We start from the raw sequence: 22,693 nt of genomic DNA, 5'->3' as shown, positions 1-22,693 counted from the left end.
GGCGGTGCTCAGGCGGAGGTGCGGGCGGAGAGGGCGCGCCAGGCCGTCTCGGCGGCGAGCTGCTCGGCTTCCTTCTTGCTGCGGCCGGTGGAGGCGTCGAAGAGCTCGCCGGCGACGTTGGCGCGCGCGGTGAAGACCTTCTCGTGGTCCGGGCCGGTCGAGCTCATGACGTACTCGGGGACGCCGAGGCCCTGCTCGGCGGTGAGCTCTTGCAGGCTGGTCTTCCAGTCCAGACCGGCGCCGGCGGCGGCCGCGGCCGCCATGACGGAGTCGAAGAGCTCGTGGATCACGCGGTCGGCCACCGCGAGGCCGAGGTCGACGTAGATCGCGCCGAAGACCGCCTCGAGGGTGTCGGCGAGGATGCTGGCCTTGTCCCGGCCGCCGGTCGACTCCTCGCCGCGGCCGAGCAGGATGTAGGCGCCCAGACCGCCGGCCTCGGAGCCGATGTCACGGGCGATGGCGGCCAGCGCCCGCATGTTCACGACCGAGGCGCGCAACTTGGCGAGCTTTCCCTCGGCCAGGTCGGGGTGCGCACGATAGAGCGTGTCGGTCACGACGATGCCGAGGACGGCGTCACCCAGGAACTCGAGCCGCTCGTTGTGCGGCAGCCCGCCGTTCTCGTAGGCGTAGGACCGGTGCGTCAGCGCGCGCCGAAGCAGCTCGGGGTCGAGATCGACCCCGAGCGCCGCCGCGAGTCCGGCCTGGTCGGCGGGCTCGCGACGCAACTCCGCTGCGCTGCTGCTCATCGCCGGCCCTGTCGGATCAGACCGACAGAACCTGCTTGCCCGCGTACTGGCCGCAGTTGGCGCACGCGGTGTGGGGCAGCTTGAGCTCGCCACACGCCCGGTTCGGGCACGGGACGAGCGTCGTGGCGGTGGTCTTCCACTGCGAACGGCGCGCCCGGGTGTTGCTGCGCGACATCTTCCGCTTCGGAACGGCCATGATCGTTACTCCTGATCCTCGGTGGTGCTGTCGGTCGTGCTGTCAGCGCTGGCGCTGGCCGAGCTGAAGGCGGTCAGGGCCGCCCACCTCGGGTCGATCGTGTCGTGCGTGTGCCCGGCGGGCAGATCGTCCAGGCGGCGTCCGCAGTCGGGGCACAACCCGGCACAGTCCGGCCGGCACAACGGCGTCCACGGCAAGGCGAGCACCACTGTGTCACGCACTACCGGTTCGACGTCGAGCAGCTCGCCGTCGGTCCGGTAGACCTCGTCCTCCTCGGTGGTGGAGTCAGTGGCGCTGTTCGTGTAGGCGAACAGCTCGCAGACATCCACCTCGAGCTCATCGGTGACCGGGTCGAGGCACCGCCCGCACTGGCCGGTGAGAGGCGCCGCGACCGTGCCCGTGACGAGCACGCCCTCGGTCACCGACTCGAGCCGGAGGTCCAGGTCGAGCGGAGCGCCTTGCGGCACCCCGATGACGTCCAGTCCGATCGCCGTAGGCGCGGGAACAGCACGCCGGTACTCGCGCAGGCTGCCGGGTCGGCGGCCCAACTCACGCAGGTCGAAGACGAACGGGCTGCGTGGGTTCGGGTGCGGTGTGATGTTCTCGGGCATACGACTTCGGTCTGGACGGGTTGAGGCCGTCGTCCAGACTAGCCGACGCGGCCCCGCAACTCGTAATCGTCAGGCAGAGCGCGCCGCGCGGCCCTGCTCGGGCGGGGTGACGGCCTCCGGCTCGCCGGCGGCGGACTCGGCGAAGACCCCGGCCCGGCGCTGCGCCAGCGCCACCCGCCCCTGCTCCGCGGTCTGCGCCGAGCGGTGCAGGACCGCCGACAGCTCGTCGAGCGTGCGCTCGGCGTAGTCCTCGGCGTCGGCGGTGAGCTTGGTGGCGTAGCGCTCCGCCTCGCTGCGGGCGCGGTGGGCGTAGCGGTCGGCGTCGGCGCAGACCTTGGCCTCGTACTGCTTCGCGTCGGCGGTGAGCTGCGCCTGGTAGCGCTCGGCGTCCTCCCGCAGGGCGGCGGCCGCCTGCGCGGCGGCCTGGTGCACGGTGGTGGAGGCGACGAGACGGGCGTGCTCCTCACGGCCGGCCCGGATCTCCTCGGCCGCCTTGCGGGCGGCCTCCTCGGTGACCTGCTCGGCCCGGTGAGCGGCGTCGGCCAGCACGGCATCGGCCTCGCGGACCGCCTGCTCGCGGGTGGCGGCGGCGCTCTCGTGGGCGTCCTGCAGCACCTTGTCGCGGCGGGCGATGACGGTCCGGGCCTCGTCCATCTCCGGCGGCATGACCTCGCGCAGCTCGTCGAGCATGTCGAGCAGGTGCTCGCGCGGCACGACGCACGACGACGACATCGGCAGGGCCCTGGCGGTTTCGACGACCTCGATCAGGTCGCTGAGCAGCGCGTCCGCTCGGCGCAGCGCTTCGTCGGTCATGACCGGGGCCTCCTGGTCGCCGTCGCGCTACCCCGTGGCTTGGGTGCGCTCCTTGAGTCGGTGCAGAACGCTGGCAGGCACGAGCGAGCTGACGTCGCCGCCCCACTTCGCGATCTCCTTCACCAGGCTAGAGGCCAGGAAGCTGTATTCCGGGTTGGTCGGCATGAACAGCGTGTCGACCCCCGCCAGACCGCGGTTCATCTGCGCCATCTGCAGCTCGTAGTCGAAGTCGCTGACCGCCCGCAGGCCCTTCACGATCACCGGGATGTCGTGGCCGCGGCAGTAGTCCACCACCAGCCCCTCGAAGGTGTCGATGGTGACGTTGCCGAACTCGGCCGTCACCTCCTCGAGCATCTCGCGGCGCTCGTCCACGTCGAAGAGCCCGGTCTTGGACTGGTTGACGAAGACGGCGACGACGACCTCGTCGTAGAGGCTGGCCGCCCGGCCGATGATGTCGATGTGACCGTTGGTGACCGGGTCGAACGAGCCCGGACACAGGGCGCGCCGCACGATGCCGGGACCGCCGTTCTCCTTGGGGTTCATCGGCGGCGACCGTACCAAAGCAGGGCCTCGCCGTAGCGCTTCTGCTGCCACCACGTGATGGATGTCAAGCCGCTCAGGGCGTCGCCGGCCGCACGTGACGACATCTCGAGGACGACGATGCCGTCCTGCGCCAGCCAACCGTCGGCGGCCCGCTCGGCGACAGCAGGCAGCTCGGCGTCCGCCTTGTCGTAGGGCGGGTCGGCGAAGATCAGGTCGAAGGGCTCCGCCGGCTCGCCGGTCAGGTAGCGGGTCACGGGCGAGACGACCACCTCGGCCCCCGGCAGGTCGACCGCGGCGACGTTGCTGCGCAGCACCCCGGCCGCCTTGCCGTGGGACTCGACGAGGACCGCTGTCGACGCTCCCCGCGACAGGGCCTCCAACCCCACCGCGCCGGTCCCGGCGTAGAGGTCGAGCACGCGGGCGTCGTCGAGCGGCAGCGTCGCGGCGAGCGTGTTGAAGAGCCCCTCCCGCGCCCGGTCCGATGTCGGCCGGGTACCGGCGTGCGGGACGGCCAGCCGCCGACCCTTGGCCACCCCGGCGATGATCCGGGTCATCCCTTCTCCAGGAACTGCGCCTGCTCGTCGTCGACCAGGACGGCAACGCGCGCGGCGAGCAGCGGATGCGCGGCCAGCGTGGGGTCGCCGGCGACGATCTCGGCGGCCTCGGCGCGGGCCTGCACGATCGTCTCCTCGTCCCGCAGCAGCGACAGCAGCCGCAGCTGGCGCCGCCGACCGGACTGCGCCGCGCCGAGGACGTCGCCCTCGCGGCGCTGCTCAACATCGAGGCGGGCGAGCTCGAAGCCGTCGGTGGTGCCGGCGACGGCGTCCAGCCGCTCACGGGCCGGGGTGCCGGCCGGCGAGTCGGTGACGAGCAGGCAGAGCCCCGCGTGTCCGCCACGCCCGACCCGGCCGCGCAGCTGGTGCAGCTGCGAGACACCGAAGCGGTCGGCGTCCAGGATCGCCATCACGGTGGCGTTGGGGACGTCGACACCGACCTCGATCACGGTCGTGGCCACCAGAACGTCGAGCTCCCCGGCGGCGAACCTCCGCATGACGCGGTCCTTCTCGTCGGGGTGCAGCTTGCCGTGCAGGACGCCCAGGCGCAGCCCGGACAGCGGACCCTCGGCCAGCATCGGGGCGACGTCGGCGACGGCGAGCGGGGGGCGGCGGCCGTCGGCGTGCTCGCCGTCGTCGGGTGCGTCGAGCTCGTCCTCGAACTCGGCCATGTCGGTGCCGATACGCGGACAGACGATGTAGGCCTGCCGGCCTTCGGCGACCTCCTCGCGGATGCGCTGCCAGCCCCGCTCGAGCCAGGCGGGCTTCTCCCCGGCGGGCACCACGGAGGTGGCGATGGGCGAGCGCCCGGCCGGCAGCTCCGACAGCGTCGAGGTCTCGAGGTCGCCGAAGACGGTCATGGCGACGGTGCGCGGAATGGGCGTGGCGGTCATGACGAGCACGTGCGGCGGGGTGGCGGCCTTCTCCCGCAGCGCGTCTCGCTGCTCGACGCCGAAGCGGTGCTGCTCGTCGACGACCACCAGCGCCAGGTCGGCGAACTGGACATGCTTCTGGATCAGGGCGTGGGTGCCGACGACGATGCCCGCGGCACCCGAGGCGGCCTCCAGCAGCGCGGCCTTGCGGGCCGGGGCGGAGAGCGACCCGGTGAGCAGCGTGACCCGCGTGGCCTCGTCGGCGCCGCCGAGCTGGCCGCCGCGGGCGAGTGGGCCGAGCATCGCCTCGATGGAGCGGGCGTGCTGCGCCGCGAGGACCTCGGTGGGGGCGAGCAGCGCCGCCTGTCCCCCGGTGTCCACGGCCTGCAGCATCGCCCGCAGGGCCACGATCGTCTTGCCGGAGCCGACCTCGCCCTGCAGCAGCCGGTGCATCGCACGGGTGCCGCCCAGTTCGGCGGCGAGCTCCTCGCCCACCTGCCGCTGGCCGGCCGTCAGCTCGAAGGGCAACCGGGCGTCGAAGGCAGCCAGCAGGCCGTCGTCGCGCCGCGGCCTCGGCGTCGCCGGATGCGCACCGGCCAGCCACCGGCGCTGCGCCAGCGCGAGCTGGACGCCGAGCGCCTCGTCCCAGACCAGCCGCTTCTTCGCCGCGCCCCAGTGGGCGTAGTCGTCCGGCTCGTGGATGGCCCGCAGCGCGGCGTCCAGCGAGAGCAGCCCGCGGCGCCGGCGGACCTCCGCGTCGACCGGGTCAGGGACGGGGTCGAGCACGAGCAGTGCCTGGTGCACCGCGTTGCTGATCACCCAGGTCCGGACGTGGTTGGTGGCCGGGTACACGGGGATCAGGCGGCCGGCGTAGACGTCCGCGGCGGTGTCGTCGAGCTCGTCGCCGGCCAGCAGCATGTACTCGGGGTGCACGAGCTGCCGGGTGCCGCGGAACTCGCCCACCTTCCCCGAGAAGAGCCCGCGCTTGCCCGGCACCAGCGACTTCGCGCGGAACTGCGCCTTGCCGAAGTAGACGAGCTGCAGCGAGCTCTTGCCGTCGCTGACGACGACCTCCAGGCGCTGCCCCCGCCCGGGCGCCCCCCGGACCGTCGCGCTGCGCACCTCGGCGACCACGGTGACCTCGTCGTCCACGCGCAGGGCGCCGATGTCGGTGAGCTCGCCGCGCTCGGCCAGCCGCCGGGGATAGTGCGCGAGCAGATCGCCGACGGTGGCCATGTCGAAGGCCTTGGCCAGCGCGTCGGCGGTGCGCCCGCCGACGACCTCACCCAGCCGGCTGTCCAGGGTCACCATCACTCGGCTCCGATGATGACCGGGTGGTCGGGCTGGCCCCCGGCGTAGACGGTGACGTCGGTGAGCGGCGCCCGGCCGCGGATGTGGGCCTCGAGCAGCTCGCCGGCCCGGCGGGGCGCACCGCCGCCGACGACGATGGTCATGAGCTCGGCGCCGACACCGAGCAGCCGGTCCACCAGACCGAAGGCCACCGCCAGCATCCCGCGCCCGATCTCGACGACCTCGCCGTCGATGAGCCCCAGGACGTCGCCGGGCTGGCAGACGCCGACGGCGGTGAGCGCCCGCTCGGCCGCGACGGTCAGCTCGGCGACCCGGGTTGCGGCGGCAGCCTCGGCCATGGCGACCACGTCGTCGTCGAAGGGGCGGCCAGCGTCGTGGACGGCGATGGCGGCCAGCCCCTGCACCGGCGACCGGGTGGCGACGACGGCGATGCGGAGCCCCTCTGCGCGGGCTCGTCGCGCGGCCGTCTCGGCCACGCCGGTGACCAGCGAGGCGTTCGGCAGCAGCACGATCTCGCGCGCGCCGGTCGCCCGGATCGCCGCCAGCACGTCCTCGGCCGTGAGGGTCGCCCCGTCGGCCGGGGTGGGGGCGTGGACGCCCTCGGCCTGGAAGAGGTGCGCCAGCCCCGCGCCGGGGGCCACCGCCACCACTGCCGTCCCCTCCGGCCGGTCTGCCGCGGCACGCTCGGCGGCCCGTTGCTGCTCGGCGAAGCTCACGACCTCGATCTCGTGCACCCGGCCGCGGACAATGCCGGCCTCGATGGCGGCGCCGACGTCGTCGACATGCACGTGCACCTTGCAGGTGTCGGCGGTCACCGGCACCACGGCGACCGAGTCGCCGAGCAGGGCCAGCGCGTGGCGCAGCCCCGCCACGTCGACCGGCTGTTCGCCGCGCGCGGCGGCGAGCAGGTACTGCACCTCGTAGGCGAAGGTGGCGTCCGCCCCGTCGTGCCGGGCGCCCGGGGCCGGCGAGGCGGGCCCGGCCGCGGTCCCGGCCCCGGTCTCGGGGACGGCCTCGGCCTCGGTCTCGGTCTCGGTCTCGGGGACGGTCGGGGGGATGCCGTCCGAGTCGGACGCGCCGCTCACCACCGCCGAGAGCGCCTCGAGGAGCACGACCAGTCCCCGTCCGCCGGCGTCGACGACGCCGTGACGAGCGAGCTCCGGCAGCTGCGCGGTCGTCCCGCGCAGCGCGGCACGGGCAGCGTCGACCACGGCCGCCGCCAGCCGGGCCAGCGACTCCCCGGCCTCGCGAGCGGCCAGCGCCGCGTCGGCGGCCGCGTCGGCGACGGTGAGCAGGGTCCCCTCCACCGGGCTGACCACGGCCTCGCGGGCGAGGTCGGCACCCGCCCGGAGACCGGCGGCGAGCTGGGTCGATCCGACGGCCACGGCGCCGGCGGCAGCCTGCGCCAGGCCGCGCAGCAGCTGGGAGGCCAGGAAGCCGGAGTTGCCCACCGCGGCGCGCGCGGCGCCGCCGGCGAGCGCGGCGAGGGCGTCGGCCGCGGTGGCCGAGTCGGGGAGCCCGCGCAGCTCGTCGTCCGCGGCGCGGACGGTGGCGAGCAGGTTGCTGCCGGTATCACCGTCCGGGACCGGGAAGACGTTGAGGGCGTCGATCTCCGGCCGGTGATCGGCCAGGCGCCTCACGGCGACGGCGCTCCAGCGACGCACGGCAGCGGTGTCGAGCGCATCGAGCACCGTCACTGCCGTCGTCACCCCGCTACCGCCCCGAGAAGTCCGCGCTCTGCGCTGCAGAGACCGCCCGGCCGCACGATACTGGTCGGGGCCGACGCCGGTTTGGTCCCGCCGTCGCGCACCCGTTAGACTCGCACGGTTGCCTCGCGCCGGTCGTGCTGTTCCGACCGCCGGGCAGTCGTCCGGGAGCACCCGGACACCATCAGGTCCGTTCTGTTCAGAGGAGTTCCACGTGGCCAGCGTCTGCGATGTCTGCGGCAAGGGTCCGGGTTTCGGCATGTCCGTGTCCCACTCGCACCGCCGCACCCCCCGCCGGTGGAACCCGAACGTGCAGACCGTGCGCGCCCAGGTCGCGCCCGGCACCGTTCGCCGTGTCAACGTCTGCACCTCCTGCCTCAAGGCCGGCAAGGTCACCCGCGGCTGATCGCCGCCCCACCTGCTTCACCGCTTCGAGCCCGTCTCGCCGTCGCGAGGCGGGCTCGTCGTCTTCGCTGCCGACTCGTCTTCCCTGCCGACCGCCTGGTCAGGTAGCGAGGGTCTTGGCGTAGAAGAGCGCGTCGCCGTGGCAGGCGTAGTGGCCGAACGGCTCGCTGGGCGTGTACCCCTCGGCCAGGTAGAGCGCGATGGCCGCGTGCTGCTCCGGTCCGGTGTTGAGCACCAGCCGACGGACCCCCGCCTCGCCCGCCGAGCGCTCGGCGGCGGCGAGCATCCGACGCGCCAGCCCGCGCCGCTGCGCCCGCGGGACGACGTACATCCGCTTGATCTCCGCGGTGGTGCCGTCACCGTCGAGACGCCGCCAGCCCCCCATCGCCACCGGCTCCCCGTCGAGCAGGCCCACGAAGAGGGCCCCGTTCGGAGCGACGAACTCGTCGTCGACGACGACGGCCTCGTCCGGCCCGCCGTACATCTCGACGTAGACCTGCTGGACCTCGGCGACCATCCGCTGGACGTCGGCGTCGGCGTAGCGCCGAGGTTGAATCTCGAACTTCACGCGACCACGGTAGCCAGCGGCCTCAGCGGAAATGCTCGTGGCCGCCCTGCGGCCAGCGGCGACCGTCCACCCGGACGTCCGGCTCCCCCACCGCCTCGCTGACGGTGCCGACGACCCGCCACGGGTCGGGCAGGTCGGTGCCCCGCGGGAAGGTGGCGGCGAGGGGGTAGTCGTCGCCGCCGGTGAGCACCCACACCATCGGATCGACGTTGAGCGCGGCGCCCACCTCGGCGAGCTTGGCCGGGGCGGTGAGGGCGTCCCCGCTGAGCTCGATGCGCACGCCGCTGGCCCGGGCGACGTGGCCGAGATCCGCGACCAGCCCGTCGCTGACGTCGGTCATCGCCGTGGCGCCCATGGCCGCCGCACGCGGCCCCTCGAAGTAGGGCGGCTCGGGACGCCGGTGGGCGCTGACGACCGAGACCGGCGACCGGAAGCCACGGGCGAGCACGGCGAAGCCGGCGGCGGCCCAGCCGAGCCGTCCGGCCACGGCCACGAGGTCACCGGGCTTTGCACCGCCCAGCGTCACCGGCTCGTGGTCGTCGAGGTCACCCAGGGCGGTGAGCGCGAGGCTCACGTTGTCGGCGGCGGTGACGTCGCCGCCGACGATGGCGGCGTCCACCTGCGCGCACTCGGCGCGCAGGCCGGTCATGACCCCGTCCACCCAGGCGAGGTCCAGGTCGGCGGGGGCGGCGAAGGCGACGAGCAGCGCCGTCGGCGAGGCACCCATCGCGGCGATGTCGCTGAAGGCCCGGGCCGCCGCCTTGTGGCCGACGTCCTCGCCGGTGGACCAGTCGCGACGGAAGTGCCGGTTCTCCACCAGCATGTCGGTGGAGGCCACGACCCGGCCGTCCGGCGTCGCCACCACCGCGGCGTCGTCACCGGGTCCGACGATCGTGGAGGCGACCGGCTCGAGACCCGCGGTCACCCGGGCGATGACGCCGAACTCCCCTGCCTCGCCGACGGTGCGGGCGGCTGCGGGCGGGCCGGACGGCGGGGAGTCGGGCACGAGGCTGGGTGGTCCTTCCGGGTACGGGCGCCGAAGAGCGCCTCGGGTACGTTCTACCGGTCCGTTCGTCTCGACGAGGAGGCGACGCGCCGCGGTGCCGATCGCCGCGCGCGACCAGCACGCCCGTGCCCGGCCGCGCCCCCGACGAGGTCGGCACAGAGCGTGTCACACGGACACCGACCGAGAGCGAGGCATCCCGCGATGGCCGTCAGCGCCTACATCCTGATCCAGACCGAGGTGGGCAAGGCTGCCGCCGTCGCCGCGCAGATCGGCGCGCTGCCGGGCGTCACCTCCGCCGAGGACGTCACCGGCCCCTACGACGTCATCGTCCGCGCCGAGGCGGAGACGGTCGACGAGCTGGGCAAGCTGGTGGTCTCGAACGTGCAGTCGGTCGAGGGCATCACCCGGACGCTAACCTGCCCCGTCGTCAACCTGTAGGCGGTTCCCGATCGACCGCCATGTGCGCCGCGCGGCGCTGATCGCGACCGGCGTCACCGTTCCGCTCGTCGTCGTCGTCGCCTTCGGGCTGGGCGCCCTCACCGGCGACAGCGACCCCTCCTCCACGGCGCCGACCGCGCCCACCAGCGGCGCCATCACCGCCTCGGCGCCGCCGCGGGCCGATGTCGATGCCGCTCCCTGCGCCAAGGTGCTGGCGCAGCTGCCGGTCAACCTGGGGCGACTCGCGCCGCGCGTCGTGCGCACGAAGCCCGACACCCCGTTCGTCGTCGCCTGGGGCAGTCCGCCGGTGGTCCTGCGCTGCGGTGAGACCAGACCGAAGCAGCTCTCCCCCGGCTCGGCGGAGACGCTGCAGAACGCCGGCTCGGTCGCCGGCCCGTACTTTGTCGTCACCAGCAAGGACGGCGAGAACGTCTGGACCTCGGTGGACCGCGCCGCCTACGTCTCGGTGACGATCCCGTCGCAGTACCAGGGCGGCGACATCATGCCGCCGCTCGGTGCCGCCATCGCCAAGGCCCTCCCGGCGGTCTGCAGCACCCTGGACACCGCGCCGGTCGAGAAGCTCTGCACCCGGCGCAAGTAGCCGATCAGTAGCCGGGGCCGCCCTCGACGCGCCGCCGGGCGGCGTTGTCGGCGGCCCGGGTGAAGGCGCCGATGATCCCCTGCACGGCGAGCGGGCGCATCCGGCCGAGGATCTCGACGACCTGCTCGTCGGTGATCTCGCCGCGCTGGTACGGCCCCCAGATCTGGCGGGCGAAGAGTTCGGTCAGCCCCTCCGCGACCGCGGTGGCGTGCTCGTCGATGATCGCGGCGGACTCGTCGAGGACGGCGCGCGGGACCGGCAGCGTCAGCACGTCCAGGGCGTGGCCCAGCGACTGCGTCGAGACGCGGAAGGTGTCGGTGTCCTGCCGTTCCACAGCCCCGACCGAGACGAGGAACTCCAGCTGCTCGTCGTCGATGCGTCGTCCGGCGCGTCGCTCCAACGCGGCGCGGTCCAGGACCTCGACCTCGTCGGGCAGCCAGGGCGCCAGCACGGCCGCCTGCACCGCGTACTCGGCGGGTTCGGCGTCGTGCGGGATGCGCTGCAGCACGCGGTTGATGGCGGCCAGGGTGTAGCCGTGGTCCTGCAGCGTGCGGATGAGGTCCAGCCGCAGCCGGTGCCGGGCGTCGTAGTAGGCGATGCGGCCGCGTCGCTCCGGCGGTGGCAGCAGGCCCTCGGTGGCGTAGAAACGCACCGTGCGCACGGTCAGACCGGTGCGCGCGGCCAGTTCGTCGACGGTGAGTTCACCCTCGGCGGCGGCGGGCGCACCCGGCGAGGATCCGGTTGCGGCGCCGGTCATGGCCGGTGACTGTAGACGCACGGGTTCCTCTCACCACACATACTGGAACTTGCCAACTGTGACAGTAATACTGACACCGATTCTCGAACCACTCCCCTCGAAGGACGGAACACGGTCATGACCGAAGCATTCGTCTATGACGCGCTGCGCACCCCGCGCGGTCGCGGCAAGGCAACCGGATCCCTGCACGGCACCAAGCCCGTGTCGCTCGTCGTGGGCCTGCTGGAGGAGGCGCGCAAGCGCAACCCCGGCCTGGACCCCGCCAACGTCGAGGACGTCATCCTCGGCTGTGTCTCGCCGGTCGGCGAGCAGGGTGCTGACATCGCCCGCACCGCAGCGCTCGTCGCCGGCTACGAGACCTCGGGCCCCGGCTTCCAGCTCAACCGCTTCTGCGCCTCCGGCCTCGAGGCCGTGAACGTCGCGGCGCAGAAGGTCCGCTCCGGCTGGGAGGACCTGATCTTCGCCGGCGGCGTCGAGGCGATGTCGCGGGTGCCGATGGGCTCCGACGGTGGCGCCTGGGCCCAGGACCCCGAGACCGCGTACCAGACCAGCTTCATCCCGCAGGGCATCAGCGCCGACCTGATCGCCACCATCGAGGGCTTCAGCCGCACCGACGTCGACACCTACGCCGCTGAGTCGCAGGACCGTGCCGCGAAGGCCATCGCCAACGGCAACTTCGACAAGTCGATCGTCCCGGTCGTGGACATCAACGGCACCGTGATCCTCGATCACGACGAGTTCCCCCGTGCCGGCACCACCGTCGAGTCGCTGGCCGGCCTCAAGCCGTCCTTCGCCGGTCTCGCCGAGATGGGCGGCTTCGACTCCGTCGCGCTGCAGAAGTACCACTGGGTGGAGAAGATCGACCACGTCCACACGCCGGGCAACAGCTCGGGCATCGTCGACGGCGCCGGTCTGGTCGTCATCGGCTCGGAGAAGGGCGGCGAGGCCAACGGCCTCACCCCGCGGGCGCGCATCGTCTCCGTCGGTGTCGTCGGCTCCGAGCCGACGATCATGCTCACCGGCCCCACCCCGGCCGCCGAGAAGGCGCTGGCCAAGGCGGGCCTCACCGTCGACGACATCGACCTCTGGGAGCTCAACGAGGCCTTCGCGGCCGTCGTCATGAAGTTCATGAAGGACCTCAAGGTGCCGCACGAGAAGATGAACGTGAACGGCGGCGCCATCGCCCTGGGGCACCCGCTCGGTGCCACCGGCGCGATGATCCTCGGCACGCTGATCGACGAGCTCGAGGCGCGTGACCTCCGGTACGGCCTGGCCACGCTCTGCATCGGCGGCGGCATGGGCGTTGCGACGATCGTGGAGCGGGTGTCCTGATGGCCGACGTCATTCGTTACGACAAGGACGCGGACGGCATCGTCACGCTGACCCTGGACGACCCGGCGCAGCGCGCCAACACCATGAACGACGACTTCCGGCAGTCGCTGGCCGACGTCGTGGACAAGCTGGAGTCCGAGGACGGCCTCACCGGCGTCATCGTCACCTCGGCGAAGGACACCTTCTTCGCCGGTGGCGACCTGCGCCAGCTGATTCAGGTCACCGACGAGAACGCCGCCGAGTTCGCGCAGGGCGTCGCCAAGGTCAAGAGCGACTTCCGTCGCCTGGAGAAGCTCGGCAAGCCCACCGTGGCCGCCCTCAACGGCGCGGCGCTCGGCGGCGGTCTCGAGATCGCGCTCGCCTGCAACCGGCGCATCGCCCTGGACAACCCCAAGGCGCAGTTCGGCCTGCCCGAGGTCACCCTCGGCCTGCTCCCCGGTGCCGGCGGCGTCACCCGCGTCATCCGGCTGCTCGGCGTCTTCGACGGCCTGATGAAGGTCCTGGTCCAGGGCACGCGCTACAAGGTCGCGCAGGCCAAGGAGATCGGCCTCATCGACGACATCGCGTCCTCGCCCGAGGAGTTGATCTCCAAGGCCCGTGAGTGGATCAAGGCCAACCCGGAGACCACCCAGCCGTGGGACGCCAAGGGTTACCGCATGCCCGGTGGCCTGCCGCTCAGCCCGAAGCTCGGCGGCATGCTGCCGGCCATTCCCGGCAACCTCAAGAAGCAGCTCAAGGGCGCGCCGATGCCCGCCCCGCACCACATCGCCTGCGCCGCGGTCGAGGGTGCGACGGTGGACTTCGATACCGCCCTGGCCATCGAGGGCCGCTACTTCGTGAACCTTGCCAAGGGCCAGGTCGCGAAGAACATGATCCAGGCGTTCTGGTTCGACCTGAACTCCATCAACGGCGGCGGCTCGCGGCCGGACGGCTACGAGAAGCGGCTGCCCACCAAGGTCGCCGTCCTCGGCGCCGGCATGATGGGTGCGGGCATCGCCTACGTCACCGCTCGCAACGGTGTGGACGTCGTCCTGAAGGACATCTCGATCGAGGCGGCTGAGAAGGGCAAGGCCTACTCGCAGAAGATCCTCGACAAGGCGGTCTCCCGCGGCAAGATGACGCAGGAGAAGGCCGACGAGGTCCTCGCCCGCATCACCCCGACCGCGGACTACGCCGACCTGGCCGGCACCGACCTCGTCGTCGAGGCCGTCTTCGAGAAGGTCTCCCTCAAGCACGAGGTCTTCGCCGAGGTGGAGAAGGTCGTCAACGACGACGCGCTGCTGGGGTCCAACACCTCCACGCTGCCCATCACCGGCCTGGCCGAGGGCGTGGCCCGGAAGAAGGACTTCATCGGGCTGCACTTCTTCAGCCCCGTGGACAAGATGCCGCTGCTGGAGATCATCCGCGGTGAGGAGACCTCGGACGAGGCCCTGGCCCGCGCGCTGGACTACGCCGCGCTGATCAAGAAGACCCCGATCGTGGTCAACGACAGCCGGGGCTTCTTCACCTCGCGCGTCATCGGCACCTTCGTCAACGAAGCCGTCGCGATGCTGGGCGAGGGCGTGCACCCGCAGTCCATCGAGCAGGCGACGACGCAGGCCGGGTACCCGGTCGGCGCGCTGCAGCTGGCCGACGAGCTGAACCTCGAGCTGTTCCTCAAGATCCGCAACGAGACCCGCGAGGGTCTGGGCGACGCCTACGTGCGCCACCCCGCCGAGGACATCGTCGAGAAGATGGTCGAGCTCGGCCGGCCGGGCCGTCTCAAGGGCGCCGGGTTCTTCGACTACGACGAGAACGGCAAGCGCACCGGCCTCTGGCCGGGACTGGCCGAGCACTTCCCGGTCAAGGGCAACCCGGCCGACGTGGACATCCACGAGCTGGGTGAGCGCATGCTCGTCATCGAGGCCATCGAGACGGCGCGTTGCGTCGACGAGGGGGTGCTCATCACCACCGCCGACGCCAACATCGGCTCGATCATGGGCATCGGCTTCCCGCCGTGGACCGGTGGCGTCCTGCAGTACATCAACGGCTACGAGGGCTCGACGGGTCACGGCATCGCCGCCTTCGTCGAGCGCGCCGAGCAGTTCGCCAAGGAGTTCGGCGACCGCTTCGCTCCGAACCAGCTGCTGAAGGACAAGGCCGAGAAGAACGAGAAGTTCTGACCGTCCCCCGTCCGATCACCAGTTGATCACTGGCCAGCGCTGACTGCGCCGGCTAGCACTGGCTGATCACCCGCCGATCCGCACGAACCACCGCCGAGTGGTCGATTCCAGCCCCGAGCGGTCGCAGAACCTGCGACCACTCGGCTGCGGAATCGACCACTCGGCGCGTTAACCGAAAGGTGCCACCATGCCCGGACCGCTCGACGGCGTCCGTGTTCTGGAACTGCCCGCCATCGGTCCGGTGCCGCTGGCCGGAATGCTGCTGGCCGACCTCGGTGCCGAGGTGATCCGCATCGACCGGCTCGCCGGCGGCGGCGACCTCGGCTCGATCATGACCGCCACCGCGATGGGACGCGGCCGGCGCTCGCTCGGCCTGGACCTCCGCAAGCCCGGCGCCGCCGAGGTGGTGCTGCGGCTGGCCGAGTCGGTGGACGTCCTCGTCGAGGGGTTCCGTCCCGGTGTGGCCGAGCGGCTGGGGATCGGGCCGGACGAGGTCCTGGCGCGCAACCCCAAGCTGGTCTACGGCCGGATGACCGGCTGGGGCCAGCACGGCCCGCTTGCGCCGACAGCGGGTCACGACATCACCTACCTCGCCGTCACCGGACTGCTGCACGGCATCGGCTCCGCCGACGGGCCTCCGGTCCCGCCGATCAACTACGTCGCCGACTTCGGCGGCGGCTCGATGTTCCTGGTCACCGGGGTGCTCGCCGGCGTGCTGCACGCCCGGACGTCCGGTGAAGGGCAGGTCGTGGACGTCGCCATGACCGAGGGCGCCGCCTACCTCGGCACGATGACCCGCACGATGGTGGGCCTGGGCGCCTGGCAGGACCGCCGCGGCGCGAACCTGCTCGACGGCGGCTCCCCCAACTACGGCTGCTACGAGACCGCGGACGGCAAGTGGGTCGCCGTGGGCGCATTGGAGCCGCAGTTCTGGGCCGCGCTGGTCACCACGCTCGGCCGCGAGGTCGAGGGGACGCCCGGTCCCTACGACCCGAAGCAGTGGCGGGCCTGCCGCGAATGGCTCACCGAGGCGTTCAAGGCCAAGACCCGCGACGAGTGGGCCGCGATGTTCGAGCCGTTGGACGCCTGCGTCGCCCCCGTCCTCACCCTCGCCGAGGCGCTGGAGCACCCGCACAACGTGGCCCGCGGGACCTACACCGAGGTCAAGGGCGCACACGTACCCGGCCCCGCGCCGAAGTTCTCGAAGACGCCCGGCGAGGTCGGCAGCGTCCCCGACACCGGCGCGGACAGCGCCGCCCTGCTCGCCGAGCTGGGCCTGGGTGAGGACGAGCTGGCCCGGCTGCGCGAGGCCGGCGCCATCGCCTGACGGCCCCGTCCACCCCCCCATCGGTTTTGGCGGGCTGACTTGATATGCCAAGTTAGCCCGCCAAAACCGGGTAACCCGAGGGGCATGGACTACCGCCTCGAACTGATGTGCGTGCCGGTCAGCGATGTCGACGCGGCCAAGGCGTTCTACGTCGACAAGATCGGCTTCACCGCCGACCACGACGAGCGGGTCAGCGACGAGCTGCGCTTCGTCCAGCTGACGCCACCGGGCTCGGGCTGCTCGATCTGCATCGGCGAGGGACTCACCACCATGGCGCCGGGCTCACTCGAGGGACTGCAACTGGTGGTCTCCGACGCGGCCGCCGCGCACGCCGAGCTCAGCGCGCGCGGCGCCCCCGTCACCGACATCGAGGAGCTGCCGTGGGGTCGCTTCATCCACTTCCAGGACCCCGACGGCAACTCCTGGAACATCCAGGAGGTGCGCCCGGCCGGGTCGGTCAGCTGAAGCTGGCAGGCTTGCGCGCGGTGTAGAGCCAGCGCGTGAAGAACGCCGACAGGTCCCGATGCGAGATCATCTCGGCGAGGGCCACGAACTGCGCCGTCGAGGCGTTGCCGTAGCGGTGCTGCGCGACCCACGTGCGCAGCAGCCGGAAGAACGTGGCGTTGCCCAGCTTGTGCCGCAGCACGGCCAGCGTCATCCCGCCGCGGTTGTAGACGGCGGCGCTGAACATGGTGTCGCGGCGGGGCTCGGCGATGCGCTGCTTCCAGAACCGGTCCGAAGCCGGCACCCGGTCGTAGGCCCGCTTGAAGCCGGAGTAGGTGCTCGCGCCGCCGGTGTGCTCGCTCCAGTAAGCCGCCGCGAAGGTGGCGAAGCCCTCGTTGAGCCAGATGTCGCGCCACTGCTTCACCGAGACCGCGTCGCCGAACCACTGGTGGGACAGCTCGTGGGCGATCGTCCCCACGTCCACCACCGAGCCGTAGAGCGGCCGGGTCTGCGTCTCCAGCGAGAAGCCCACGTTGGGCAGGTCGTCGATGATCGCGCCGGTGGAGGTGAAGGGGTACTTCCCGAAGGTTCTGGACCAGAAGTCGGTGATCCGGTTGGTGTCGGCGAAGAACCTCGCCGCCCGCGCCTTCGCCGCCAGCGTGGTGTCGACGGCCATGGTGGACGGGATACCGCCCTTGGTCCTGCCGTGTCGGAAGCTCCACCGGCCGATGTCGATGGTCGCCAGGTAGGTCGCCATCGGCTTCGTCTCGTCGTACACGTAACGGGTGCCCGCGGCGACGCTCGTCTGCCTGCGCAGCTTGCCGTTGGCGATGACCTGCGTGCCCCGCGGGACCGTCACCCGGAACGTGTAGGAGGCCTTGTCGCTCGGATGGTCGCTGGAGGGGAACCAGGTGTGGGCCGCGTTCGGCTCGTCGCCGACGAAGGCGCCGTCCTTGGTGTACTGCCACCCGTAGTCGGCGCCGAAGACGATCGGCGAGCCGGTGATCGTCCGCGGCGAGCCGTCGTAACGGACCGCCACTGTGAAGCGTCGTGCCTTCGGCAGCCCGTGCCTCGGCGTGATGACCAGCTCCCCCGCGGCGCGGCTGAAGCGGGCCGCGGTGCCGTTGACACGGACGCTGCGGACGGTCATGCCGGCGAGGTCGAGGTCGAAGCGCGACAGGTTCTGCGTCGCCTTGGCGCGCAGGGTGGCCACCCCGGACAGCCGCCGCCGGCTCGGGACGTAGCCGAGGTCGAGGTCGTAGTGCTCGATGTTGAAGCCGCCGTTGACGAGCTTGGGGAAGTAGGGATCCCCCACGCCGGCGGCGCCCGGCGTGAAACGCGGACGCGCCGCGTCGGCCGGCGTACCGGCAGGGACCCCCGCCGCGGCGAGGAGGGCGACGCAGAGTGCCGCGCCGGCGCTGGTGCCGGCGAGACGGCCGAGGCGACTCACATGTGCTCCTTCGACGATTGTCAGCTTCGGCACACATTCGTCGGAATCGCCGCAAAGATCAAGCTCGCCTCCCGTCCGTAAGCTGCGGGACGTGACACCGCTCGCGCACGTGACGGCGACCCGCTACGTGACCCCGTTGCGGGAAGGCGGCTCACTGCCCGGCCTGATGGAGGCCGACGACCTCGGCATCTACGTCGTGAAGTTCGTCGGAGCCGGGCAGGGACGCAAGGCCCTCGTCGCCGAGGTGATCGTCGGCGAGCTCGCACGCGCGCTCGGGCTGCCGGTGCCGCGGCTCGTCACGGTCCAGCTGGACGCGACGTTGGCGGCCAACGAGCCGGACGAGGAGGTCCAGGATCTGCTGCGGGCGAGCCCCGGCCGCAACCTCGGCGTGGACTTCCTCCCCGGCGCGCTGGACCTCGACGCCAGCGCGGTGGTGCCGGCCGACCTCGCCGGAGCGGTGGTGTGGTTCGACGCCCTCACCGGCAACGTGGACCGCTCGTGGCGCAACCCCAACATGCTGCTCTGGCACGGCACGCCCTACCTCATCGACCACGGCGCGGCGCTCACCTTCCACCACCGGTGGTCCTCGGCCGAGGCCGCCGCCACCCGCCCGTACGACGCCGCCGACCATGCGCTGCGCAACAACCGTCCCGACGTGGTCGCCGCCGACGCGGTGCTGGCACCGCGGTTGGACCGTGACGTGCTGTCGGCGGTGACCGCCCTGGTCCCGGACGAGTGGCTGCTCGACGAGCCCGGTTTCGCCTCCCCGCAGGCGGTCCGGGCCGCCTACGTCGACGTGCTGGCAGCACGGCTCGCCGCCCGCGACAGCTGGCTCCCCGGTGTGATCGAGGCGCTGGCATGAGGGTGCCCTTCGAATACGCCGTGATCCGGGCGGTGCCCCGGGTCGAGCGCGACGAGTTCGTCAACGCCGGCGTGATCGTCTACTGCCCGGAGCGGTCGTACCTGCGGGCCAAGGTCCATCTCGACGCTCATCGGCTGCGGGCACTGGACCCCGACGCAGCCGTCGAGGCCATCGACGCCGCGCTGCAGCGGCTGGCCGGCACCTGCGAGGGCGCCGGTCCCGGCGGTGAGGAGAAGCTGGGACGGCGCTTCCGCTGGCTCACCGCGCCTCGCTCGACCGTGGTGCAGCCGGGCCCGGTCCACACCGGGCTCACCGACGACCCCGACGCCGACGCCGATCGGCTGCTGCGGACGCTGGTGATCAGGTGACGTCGGGTCAGGCCCCCCGCCGCAGCGCGGCGGCGACGAGGCGGTCCACCAGCTCGGGGTAGTCCACCCCGGTGGCCGCCCACATCCGCGGGAAGAGCGAGATCGGGGTGAAGCCGGGCATCGTGTTGACCTCGTTGACGACGACACGCCCCTCGGCGGTGACGAAGAAGTCCACCCGGGCCAACCCCGTGCAGTCCAGGGCGGTGAAGGCGCGGCAGGCGGCGTCTCGGACGGCGGCGATGAGCTCGTCGTCCACCCGGGCCGGGATGTCGAAGTCGCAGGCGTCGTCGAGGTACTTGGCCTCGAAGTCGTACCAGTCGTGTCCCGGCCGCAGCCGGATCTCGGCCGGCACGCTTGCCCGCGGCAGCCCGTCCTCGAACTCCAGGACGCCGCACTCGATCTCGCGACCGCTGACGGCGGCCTCCACCAGCACCTTGTCGTCGTGGCTGAAGGCGAGCTCGACGGCCTCGTCCAGCTCGCTCCAGTCCGCGACGCGGGTGATGCCGACGCTCGACCCGGCGCGGGCGGGCTTGACGAAGACCGGCAGCCCCAGCGGCTCCAGGTCCACGGCCGACCACGGCCGGCCCCGTCGCAGCACCGCGAACTCGCCGACGTCGAGACCAGCGGCGCGGAGCAGGATCTTGGTGAACTCCTTGTCCATCCCGGCGGCGCTGGCGAAGACACCCGGCCCCACGTACGGGACCCCGGTCATCTCGAGCAGCCCCTGGATGGTGCCGTCCTCGCCGAAGCGACCGTGCAGGACGGGGAAGACGACGTCGACCGACGCCAGCGTCTGCGTCGCGTGGCCGGCGTCGAGCGTGACGACCTCGGACGAGGCCGGGGCCAGCACCACGGCGGTGCCGTCCTCGACCTGCGGCAGCGTGCGGCCGGCGATGGCCAGCGACTCCGGCGAGGCGTCGGTCAGCACCCACTGCCCGGCCTGCGTGATGCCGATCGGGACGATGTCATAGCGCCCAGGGTCCAGCGCGTTGAGGACACTGCCGGCCGAGACGACCGAGATGCCGTGCTCGCTGCTGCGGCCGCCGTAGATCACCGCGATGCGGATGCGCTTGCTCACGGCTGACGACCCTACGGGTCGACGCTTCAGCTTTCGGACTTCATCGAGCGCGACATGAGCAAGTCCACCATCTGCCGGGGCGCCAGGCCGCGGAAGCAGACCGCCTCGACCGCGGCGGTGATGGGGACCTCGATGTCGTGGCGGCGGGCGAGCTCCAACACGGAGCGGCACGACTTCACGCCCTCGGCGACCTGGCCGTGGGTCGCGTCCTGCGCCTCGTCGAGGCTGTCACCCTGGCCGAGCCGCTCGCCGAAGCTCCGGTTCCGCGACAGCGGTGAGTTGCAGGTGGCGACCAGGTCACCGAGTCCGGCCAGCCCGGCGAAGGTGAGCGGGTCGGCGCCCAGGGCCTCGCCCAGACGCGCCGTCTCTGCCAGGCCGCGGGTGATGATGGAGGCGAGCGAGTTGTCCCCGAAGCCCAGCCCCTGGCCGATGCCGCAGGCCAGCGCGATGACGTTCTTGACTGCTCCGCCGAGCTCGCAACCGACGACGTCGGTGTTGGTGTACGGGCGGAAGTACGGCGTCCGGCACGCCGCCTGCACCGCCTCGGCCCGTGCCTCGTCGGCGCAGGCGACGACGGTCGCGGTCGGCTGTCGCTGCGCGATCTCGAGTGCGAGGTTCGGTCCGCTGACGACGGCGATGCGCTCGGCGGCGACACCGGCCACCTCGGCGATGACCTCGCTCATCCGCTTGGTCGTGCCGAGCTCGACACCCTTCATCAGGCTCACGACGGTGGCGTCCGGGGCGAGCAGCGGCGCCCACTGCTCCAGGTTGGCCCGCAGCGTCTGCGACGGGATGGCGATGGCGACCAGCTCGGCCCCCGCCAGCGCGGCGGCAGCGTCGTGCGTGGCCCGGAGTTCGGCCGGCAGCTCGACCCCGGCCAGGTAGTCCTCGTTGTGGTGCGTCCGCGTGATCCGGGCGGCGAGCTCCTCACGCCGGGCCCAGAGCATGACGTCGTTGCCGGCCTCGACGAGCACCTTGGCGAAGGCCGTGCCCCAGTTGCCGGCGCCCAGGACGACGGCGCGGGTCACGCCGCGTCGCCGGGGTGCTCGCCGACCCTCGTCCAGCGGTAGAGCTGCCCGTCCGGCTCGGGGACCCCCCGCAGCTCGGCGACATCGGCACGGAGCCGGTTCATGATGACGTCGGTGATCTCCCGCAGCACGGCGGGACCGCTGCCGCGTCCCGCGAACTGCGACAGGTCGATCGGCTCGCCGACGGAGATGACGTGGCGCGGACGCGGGAAGAGCTTGACCTTCTTGTGGTAGAGGTCGACCTGCTGCTGGACGCCCCACTGCGCGACGGGGACGACGGGGACGTCGGGGACCAGGGTTGCCAGCCGTGCGGCCCCCGTCTTGCCGGCCATCGGCCAGCCCGCCGGATCACGCGTCACCGTCCCCTCGGGGTGCAGCACGATGACCTTGCCCTCGCGCAGCGCCTCGACGGCGGCAGCCAGCGACTGCCGCGCGTCGGTCGTGCCGCGGCGGACCGGGATGTGCCCCATGATGCGCATGCCCCAGCCGACGGCGGGGACGCCGAAGATGGACTCCTTGGCCAGGAACCGCGGCACCCGGCCGGCGTCGAGGACGAACTTCGCCACGAGGAACGGGTCGACGTGCGACACGTGATTGGTCACGATGATCATCGGCCCGGTCTCGGCCAGCCGGTCGGCCTTGCGATACGTCAGCCGGAACAGACCGGAGACCGGGTAATAGAGCACGAGCCAGACGAAACGCCACCCCGGCCCCATCGGCTCGCCATGTCCCCACCTACGCCGCTTATGGAGCCTCGCCACTACCTGGATCTCCCTCGTGTCCCACTGTCCCGGTCGCGCGATGACAGCTCCCGCGCCGTGCAGTCTGCCGTATGGCCGTCCGTAAGCTCGTAACCATGCGCTGGACTGTGGTCATCCCGGTCAAGTCGCTCACCGCCGCGAAGTCCCGATTGGCCTCGGCTAGCCCGGACGCGGCAGCGCACCGCGCGCTGGTCGAGGCCCTGCGCAGCGACACCATCGCCGCCGCTCGGGCCGCCGCCGGGGTGGCGCGGATCCTGCTCGTCCTGGACACCGGGGACGGCAGCCAAGCCTCCGCGCTGGCCGTCGTGCCGGACCATCTCGTCCAGCGTCGCCCCGGCCTCAACGGCGCGCTGCTCGACGGCGCCGAGCACTCGGCCCGCAGCTGGCCGGCCGACGGCGTGGCCCTGCTCGTCGGCGACCTCCCCGCGCTGCAACCGAGCGACCTGGCCGACGCTCTGGTCGAGGCCGGCAGTGTGGCGGGCCCGGCCTTCGTGCCGGACGCCGACGGCGTCGGAACCACCATGCTGGCGGGACATCCCGGCGTCGCCCTGGAGCCTCGCTTCGGTCCGGAGTCGGCGCGACGGCACGGCGAGATCGCCACCGCGCTGCCGGCCGGGGCGGGGCTGCGCCGGGACGTCGACACCCCGGACGACCTCGAGACGGCAGCGGCCGAGCTCGGCGTCGGCCCGGCGACGACGGCGCTGCTCGCGAGCCGAGTGTCGGCTCCGGCCGTTCACCTTGGGTTGGGATGATC

25 protein-coding genes are annotated in these 22,693 nt (G+C 72.3%); 10 read left to right on the top strand and 15 right to left on the bottom strand.

Annotated features, from left to right (window positions below):
• Positions 1-8: 8 nt before the first annotated feature.
• The 8 genes from rnc to AC0NZQ_RS18980 form a co-directional block, all read right to left on the bottom strand.
• On the bottom strand, positions 9-746 hold the full coding sequence (rnc, locus tag AC0NZQ_RS19015; RefSeq protein ID WP_474531650.1) for a ribonuclease III: 738 nt from the start codon (positions 744-746) through the stop codon (positions 9-11).
• 16 nt (positions 747-762) lie between these two features.
• A complete protein-coding gene (rpmF, locus tag AC0NZQ_RS19010) occupies positions 763-942 on the bottom strand; it encodes a 50S ribosomal protein L32 (RefSeq protein WP_474531649.1) in 180 nt (59 codons plus the stop codon).
• A gap of 5 nt (positions 943-947) precedes the next feature.
• Complete coding sequence (locus AC0NZQ_RS19005) at positions 948-1,553, bottom strand: YceD family protein (RefSeq protein ID WP_474531648.1); 606 nt, start codon at positions 1,551-1,553, stop codon at positions 948-950.
• Between the two features lie 69 nt (positions 1,554-1,622).
• Positions 1,623-2,366: a hypothetical protein gene (locus tag AC0NZQ_RS19000; RefSeq protein WP_474531647.1), complete on the bottom strand. Its 744-nt coding sequence runs from the start codon at positions 2,364-2,366 to the stop codon at positions 1,623-1,625.
• Positions 2,367-2,393: 27 nt separating this feature from the next.
• Positions 2,394-2,876, bottom strand: coding sequence for a pantetheine-phosphate adenylyltransferase (gene coaD / locus AC0NZQ_RS18995; protein WP_474532029.1), 483 nt, complete (start codon positions 2,874-2,876; stop codon positions 2,394-2,396).
• Positions 2,877-2,905: 29 nt separating this feature from the next.
• Positions 2,906-3,463 (bottom strand): 16S rRNA (guanine(966)-N(2))-methyltransferase RsmD, encoded by a 558-nt coding sequence (gene rsmD, locus AC0NZQ_RS18990; RefSeq protein ID WP_474531646.1) that lies wholly within the window; start codon positions 3,461-3,463, stop codon positions 2,906-2,908.
• A complete protein-coding gene (recG, locus tag AC0NZQ_RS18985; protein WP_474531645.1) occupies positions 3,460-5,646 on the bottom strand; it encodes an ATP-dependent DNA helicase RecG in 2,187 nt (728 codons plus the stop codon). Before recG ends, rsmD begins: the two co-directional genes overlap by 4 nt.
• On the bottom strand, positions 5,646-7,337 hold the full coding sequence (locus AC0NZQ_RS18980; protein WP_474532028.1) for a DAK2 domain-containing protein: 1,692 nt from the start codon (positions 7,335-7,337) through the stop codon (positions 5,646-5,648). Before AC0NZQ_RS18980 ends, recG begins: the two co-directional genes overlap by 1 nt.
• Before the next feature lie 229 nt (positions 7,338-7,566).
• Between AC0NZQ_RS18980 and rpmB the strand changes: the two genes are divergently transcribed.
• Positions 7,567-7,758 carry a 50S ribosomal protein L28 gene (gene rpmB / locus AC0NZQ_RS18975; RefSeq protein WP_474531644.1) on the top strand — a complete coding sequence of 64 codons (192 nt, stop codon included), beginning with the start codon at positions 7,567-7,569 and terminating at the stop codon, positions 7,756-7,758.
• A 99-nt stretch (positions 7,759-7,857) separates the two neighbouring features.
• Here the strand turns inward: rpmB and AC0NZQ_RS18970 are convergent, their stop codons facing one another.
• Both AC0NZQ_RS18970 and AC0NZQ_RS18965 read right to left on the bottom strand, forming a co-directional pair.
• Positions 7,858-8,325 (bottom strand): GNAT family N-acetyltransferase, encoded by a 468-nt coding sequence (locus AC0NZQ_RS18970; protein ID WP_474531643.1) that lies wholly within the window; start codon positions 8,323-8,325, stop codon positions 7,858-7,860.
• 22 nt (positions 8,326-8,347) lie between these two features.
• The gene (locus tag AC0NZQ_RS18965; protein WP_474531642.1) at positions 8,348-9,331 is read right to left on the bottom strand and encodes a thiamine-phosphate kinase; all 984 of its coding nucleotides are present in this window, start codon (positions 9,329-9,331) and stop codon (positions 8,348-8,350) included.
• A gap of 201 nt (positions 9,332-9,532) precedes the next feature.
• Here AC0NZQ_RS18965 and AC0NZQ_RS18960 point away from each other — a divergent pair, with 201 nt between their 5' ends.
• Both AC0NZQ_RS18960 and AC0NZQ_RS18955 read left to right on the top strand, forming a co-directional pair.
• Entirely contained in the window at positions 9,533-9,769 is a 237-nt protein-coding gene (locus AC0NZQ_RS18960; protein WP_474531640.1) for an Lrp/AsnC ligand binding domain-containing protein, read from the top strand.
• A gap of 22 nt (positions 9,770-9,791) precedes the next feature.
• On the top strand, positions 9,792-10,370 hold the full coding sequence (locus AC0NZQ_RS18955) for a DUF3515 domain-containing protein (protein WP_474531639.1): 579 nt from the start codon (positions 9,792-9,794) through the stop codon (positions 10,368-10,370).
• Between the two features lie 4 nt (positions 10,371-10,374).
• Here the strand turns inward: AC0NZQ_RS18955 and AC0NZQ_RS18950 are convergent, their stop codons facing one another.
• A complete protein-coding gene (locus AC0NZQ_RS18950) occupies positions 10,375-11,127 on the bottom strand; it encodes a MerR family transcriptional regulator (RefSeq protein WP_474531638.1) in 753 nt (250 codons plus the stop codon).
• A 117-nt stretch (positions 11,128-11,244) separates the two neighbouring features.
• Here AC0NZQ_RS18950 and AC0NZQ_RS18945 point away from each other — a divergent pair, with 117 nt between their 5' ends.
• The 4 genes from AC0NZQ_RS18945 (at position 11,245) to AC0NZQ_RS18930 (ending at position 16,413) form a co-directional block, all read left to right on the top strand.
• The gene (locus AC0NZQ_RS18945; RefSeq protein WP_474531637.1) at positions 11,245-12,459 is read left to right on the top strand and encodes an acetyl-CoA C-acetyltransferase; all 1,215 of its coding nucleotides are present in this window, start codon (positions 11,245-11,247) and stop codon (positions 12,457-12,459) included.
• On the top strand, positions 12,456-14,621 hold the full coding sequence (locus AC0NZQ_RS18940; RefSeq protein ID WP_474532027.1) for a 3-hydroxyacyl-CoA dehydrogenase NAD-binding domain-containing protein: 2,166 nt from the start codon (positions 12,456-12,458) through the stop codon (positions 14,619-14,621). The genes AC0NZQ_RS18945 and AC0NZQ_RS18940 overlap by 4 nt, the downstream gene beginning before the upstream one ends.
• Positions 14,622-14,808: 187 nt before the next feature.
• Positions 14,809-15,948: a CaiB/BaiF CoA transferase family protein gene (locus tag AC0NZQ_RS18935; RefSeq protein ID WP_474531636.1), complete on the top strand. Its 1,140-nt coding sequence runs from the start codon at positions 14,809-14,811 to the stop codon at positions 15,946-15,948.
• Positions 15,949-16,032: 84 nt separating this feature from the next.
• Entirely contained in the window at positions 16,033-16,413 is a 381-nt protein-coding gene (locus tag AC0NZQ_RS18930) for a glyoxalase superfamily protein (protein ID WP_474531635.1), read from the top strand.
• On the opposite strand, the gene AC0NZQ_RS18925 is transcribed toward AC0NZQ_RS18930, so the two are convergent.
• The gene (locus AC0NZQ_RS18925; protein ID WP_474531634.1) at positions 16,406-17,842 is read right to left on the bottom strand and encodes a M1 family metallopeptidase; all 1,437 of its coding nucleotides are present in this window, start codon (positions 17,840-17,842) and stop codon (positions 16,406-16,408) included. The genes AC0NZQ_RS18930 and AC0NZQ_RS18925 overlap by 8 nt on opposite strands.
• Before the next feature lie 91 nt (positions 17,843-17,933).
• Here AC0NZQ_RS18925 and AC0NZQ_RS18920 point away from each other — a divergent pair, with 91 nt between their 5' ends.
• Together AC0NZQ_RS18920 and AC0NZQ_RS18915 are read left to right on the top strand one after the other, a co-directional pair.
• Positions 17,934-18,704 carry a HipA family kinase gene (locus AC0NZQ_RS18920; RefSeq protein WP_474531633.1) on the top strand — a complete coding sequence of 257 codons (771 nt, stop codon included), beginning with the start codon at positions 17,934-17,936 and terminating at the stop codon, positions 18,702-18,704.
• Entirely contained in the window at positions 18,701-19,072 is a 372-nt protein-coding gene (locus AC0NZQ_RS18915) for a DUF3037 domain-containing protein (RefSeq protein ID WP_474531631.1), read from the top strand. Before AC0NZQ_RS18920 ends, AC0NZQ_RS18915 begins: the two co-directional genes overlap by 4 nt.
• A gap of 7 nt (positions 19,073-19,079) precedes the next feature.
• Here the strand turns inward: AC0NZQ_RS18915 and AC0NZQ_RS18910 are convergent, their stop codons facing one another.
• The 3 genes from AC0NZQ_RS18910 to AC0NZQ_RS18900 are packed head-to-tail and all read right to left on the bottom strand — an operon-like array spanning position 19,080 to position 21,864.
• Positions 19,080-20,150, bottom strand: coding sequence for a D-alanine--D-alanine ligase family protein (locus AC0NZQ_RS18910; protein ID WP_474531630.1), 1,071 nt, complete (start codon positions 20,148-20,150; stop codon positions 19,080-19,082).
• Between the two features lie 26 nt (positions 20,151-20,176).
• A complete protein-coding gene (locus AC0NZQ_RS18905; RefSeq protein WP_474531629.1) occupies positions 20,177-21,178 on the bottom strand; it encodes an NAD(P)H-dependent glycerol-3-phosphate dehydrogenase in 1,002 nt (333 codons plus the stop codon).
• Positions 21,175-21,864 carry a lysophospholipid acyltransferase family protein gene (locus tag AC0NZQ_RS18900; RefSeq protein ID WP_474531628.1) on the bottom strand — a complete coding sequence of 230 codons (690 nt, stop codon included), beginning with the start codon at positions 21,862-21,864 and terminating at the stop codon, positions 21,175-21,177. The genes AC0NZQ_RS18905 and AC0NZQ_RS18900 overlap by 4 nt, the downstream gene beginning before the upstream one ends.
• A 170-nt stretch (positions 21,865-22,034) precedes the next feature.
• On the opposite strand from AC0NZQ_RS18900, the gene cofC reads away from it, so the two are divergent.
• Positions 22,035-22,691 carry a 2-phospho-L-lactate guanylyltransferase gene (cofC, locus tag AC0NZQ_RS18895; RefSeq protein WP_474531627.1) on the top strand — a complete coding sequence of 219 codons (657 nt, stop codon included), beginning with the start codon at positions 22,035-22,037 and terminating at the stop codon, positions 22,689-22,691.
• Positions 22,692-22,693 lie beyond the last annotated feature (2 nt).

This window comes from Jatrophihabitans sp. sgz311053, from assembly GCF_056135305.1.
This window is presented reverse-complemented; position numbering and strand designations above follow the sequence as displayed.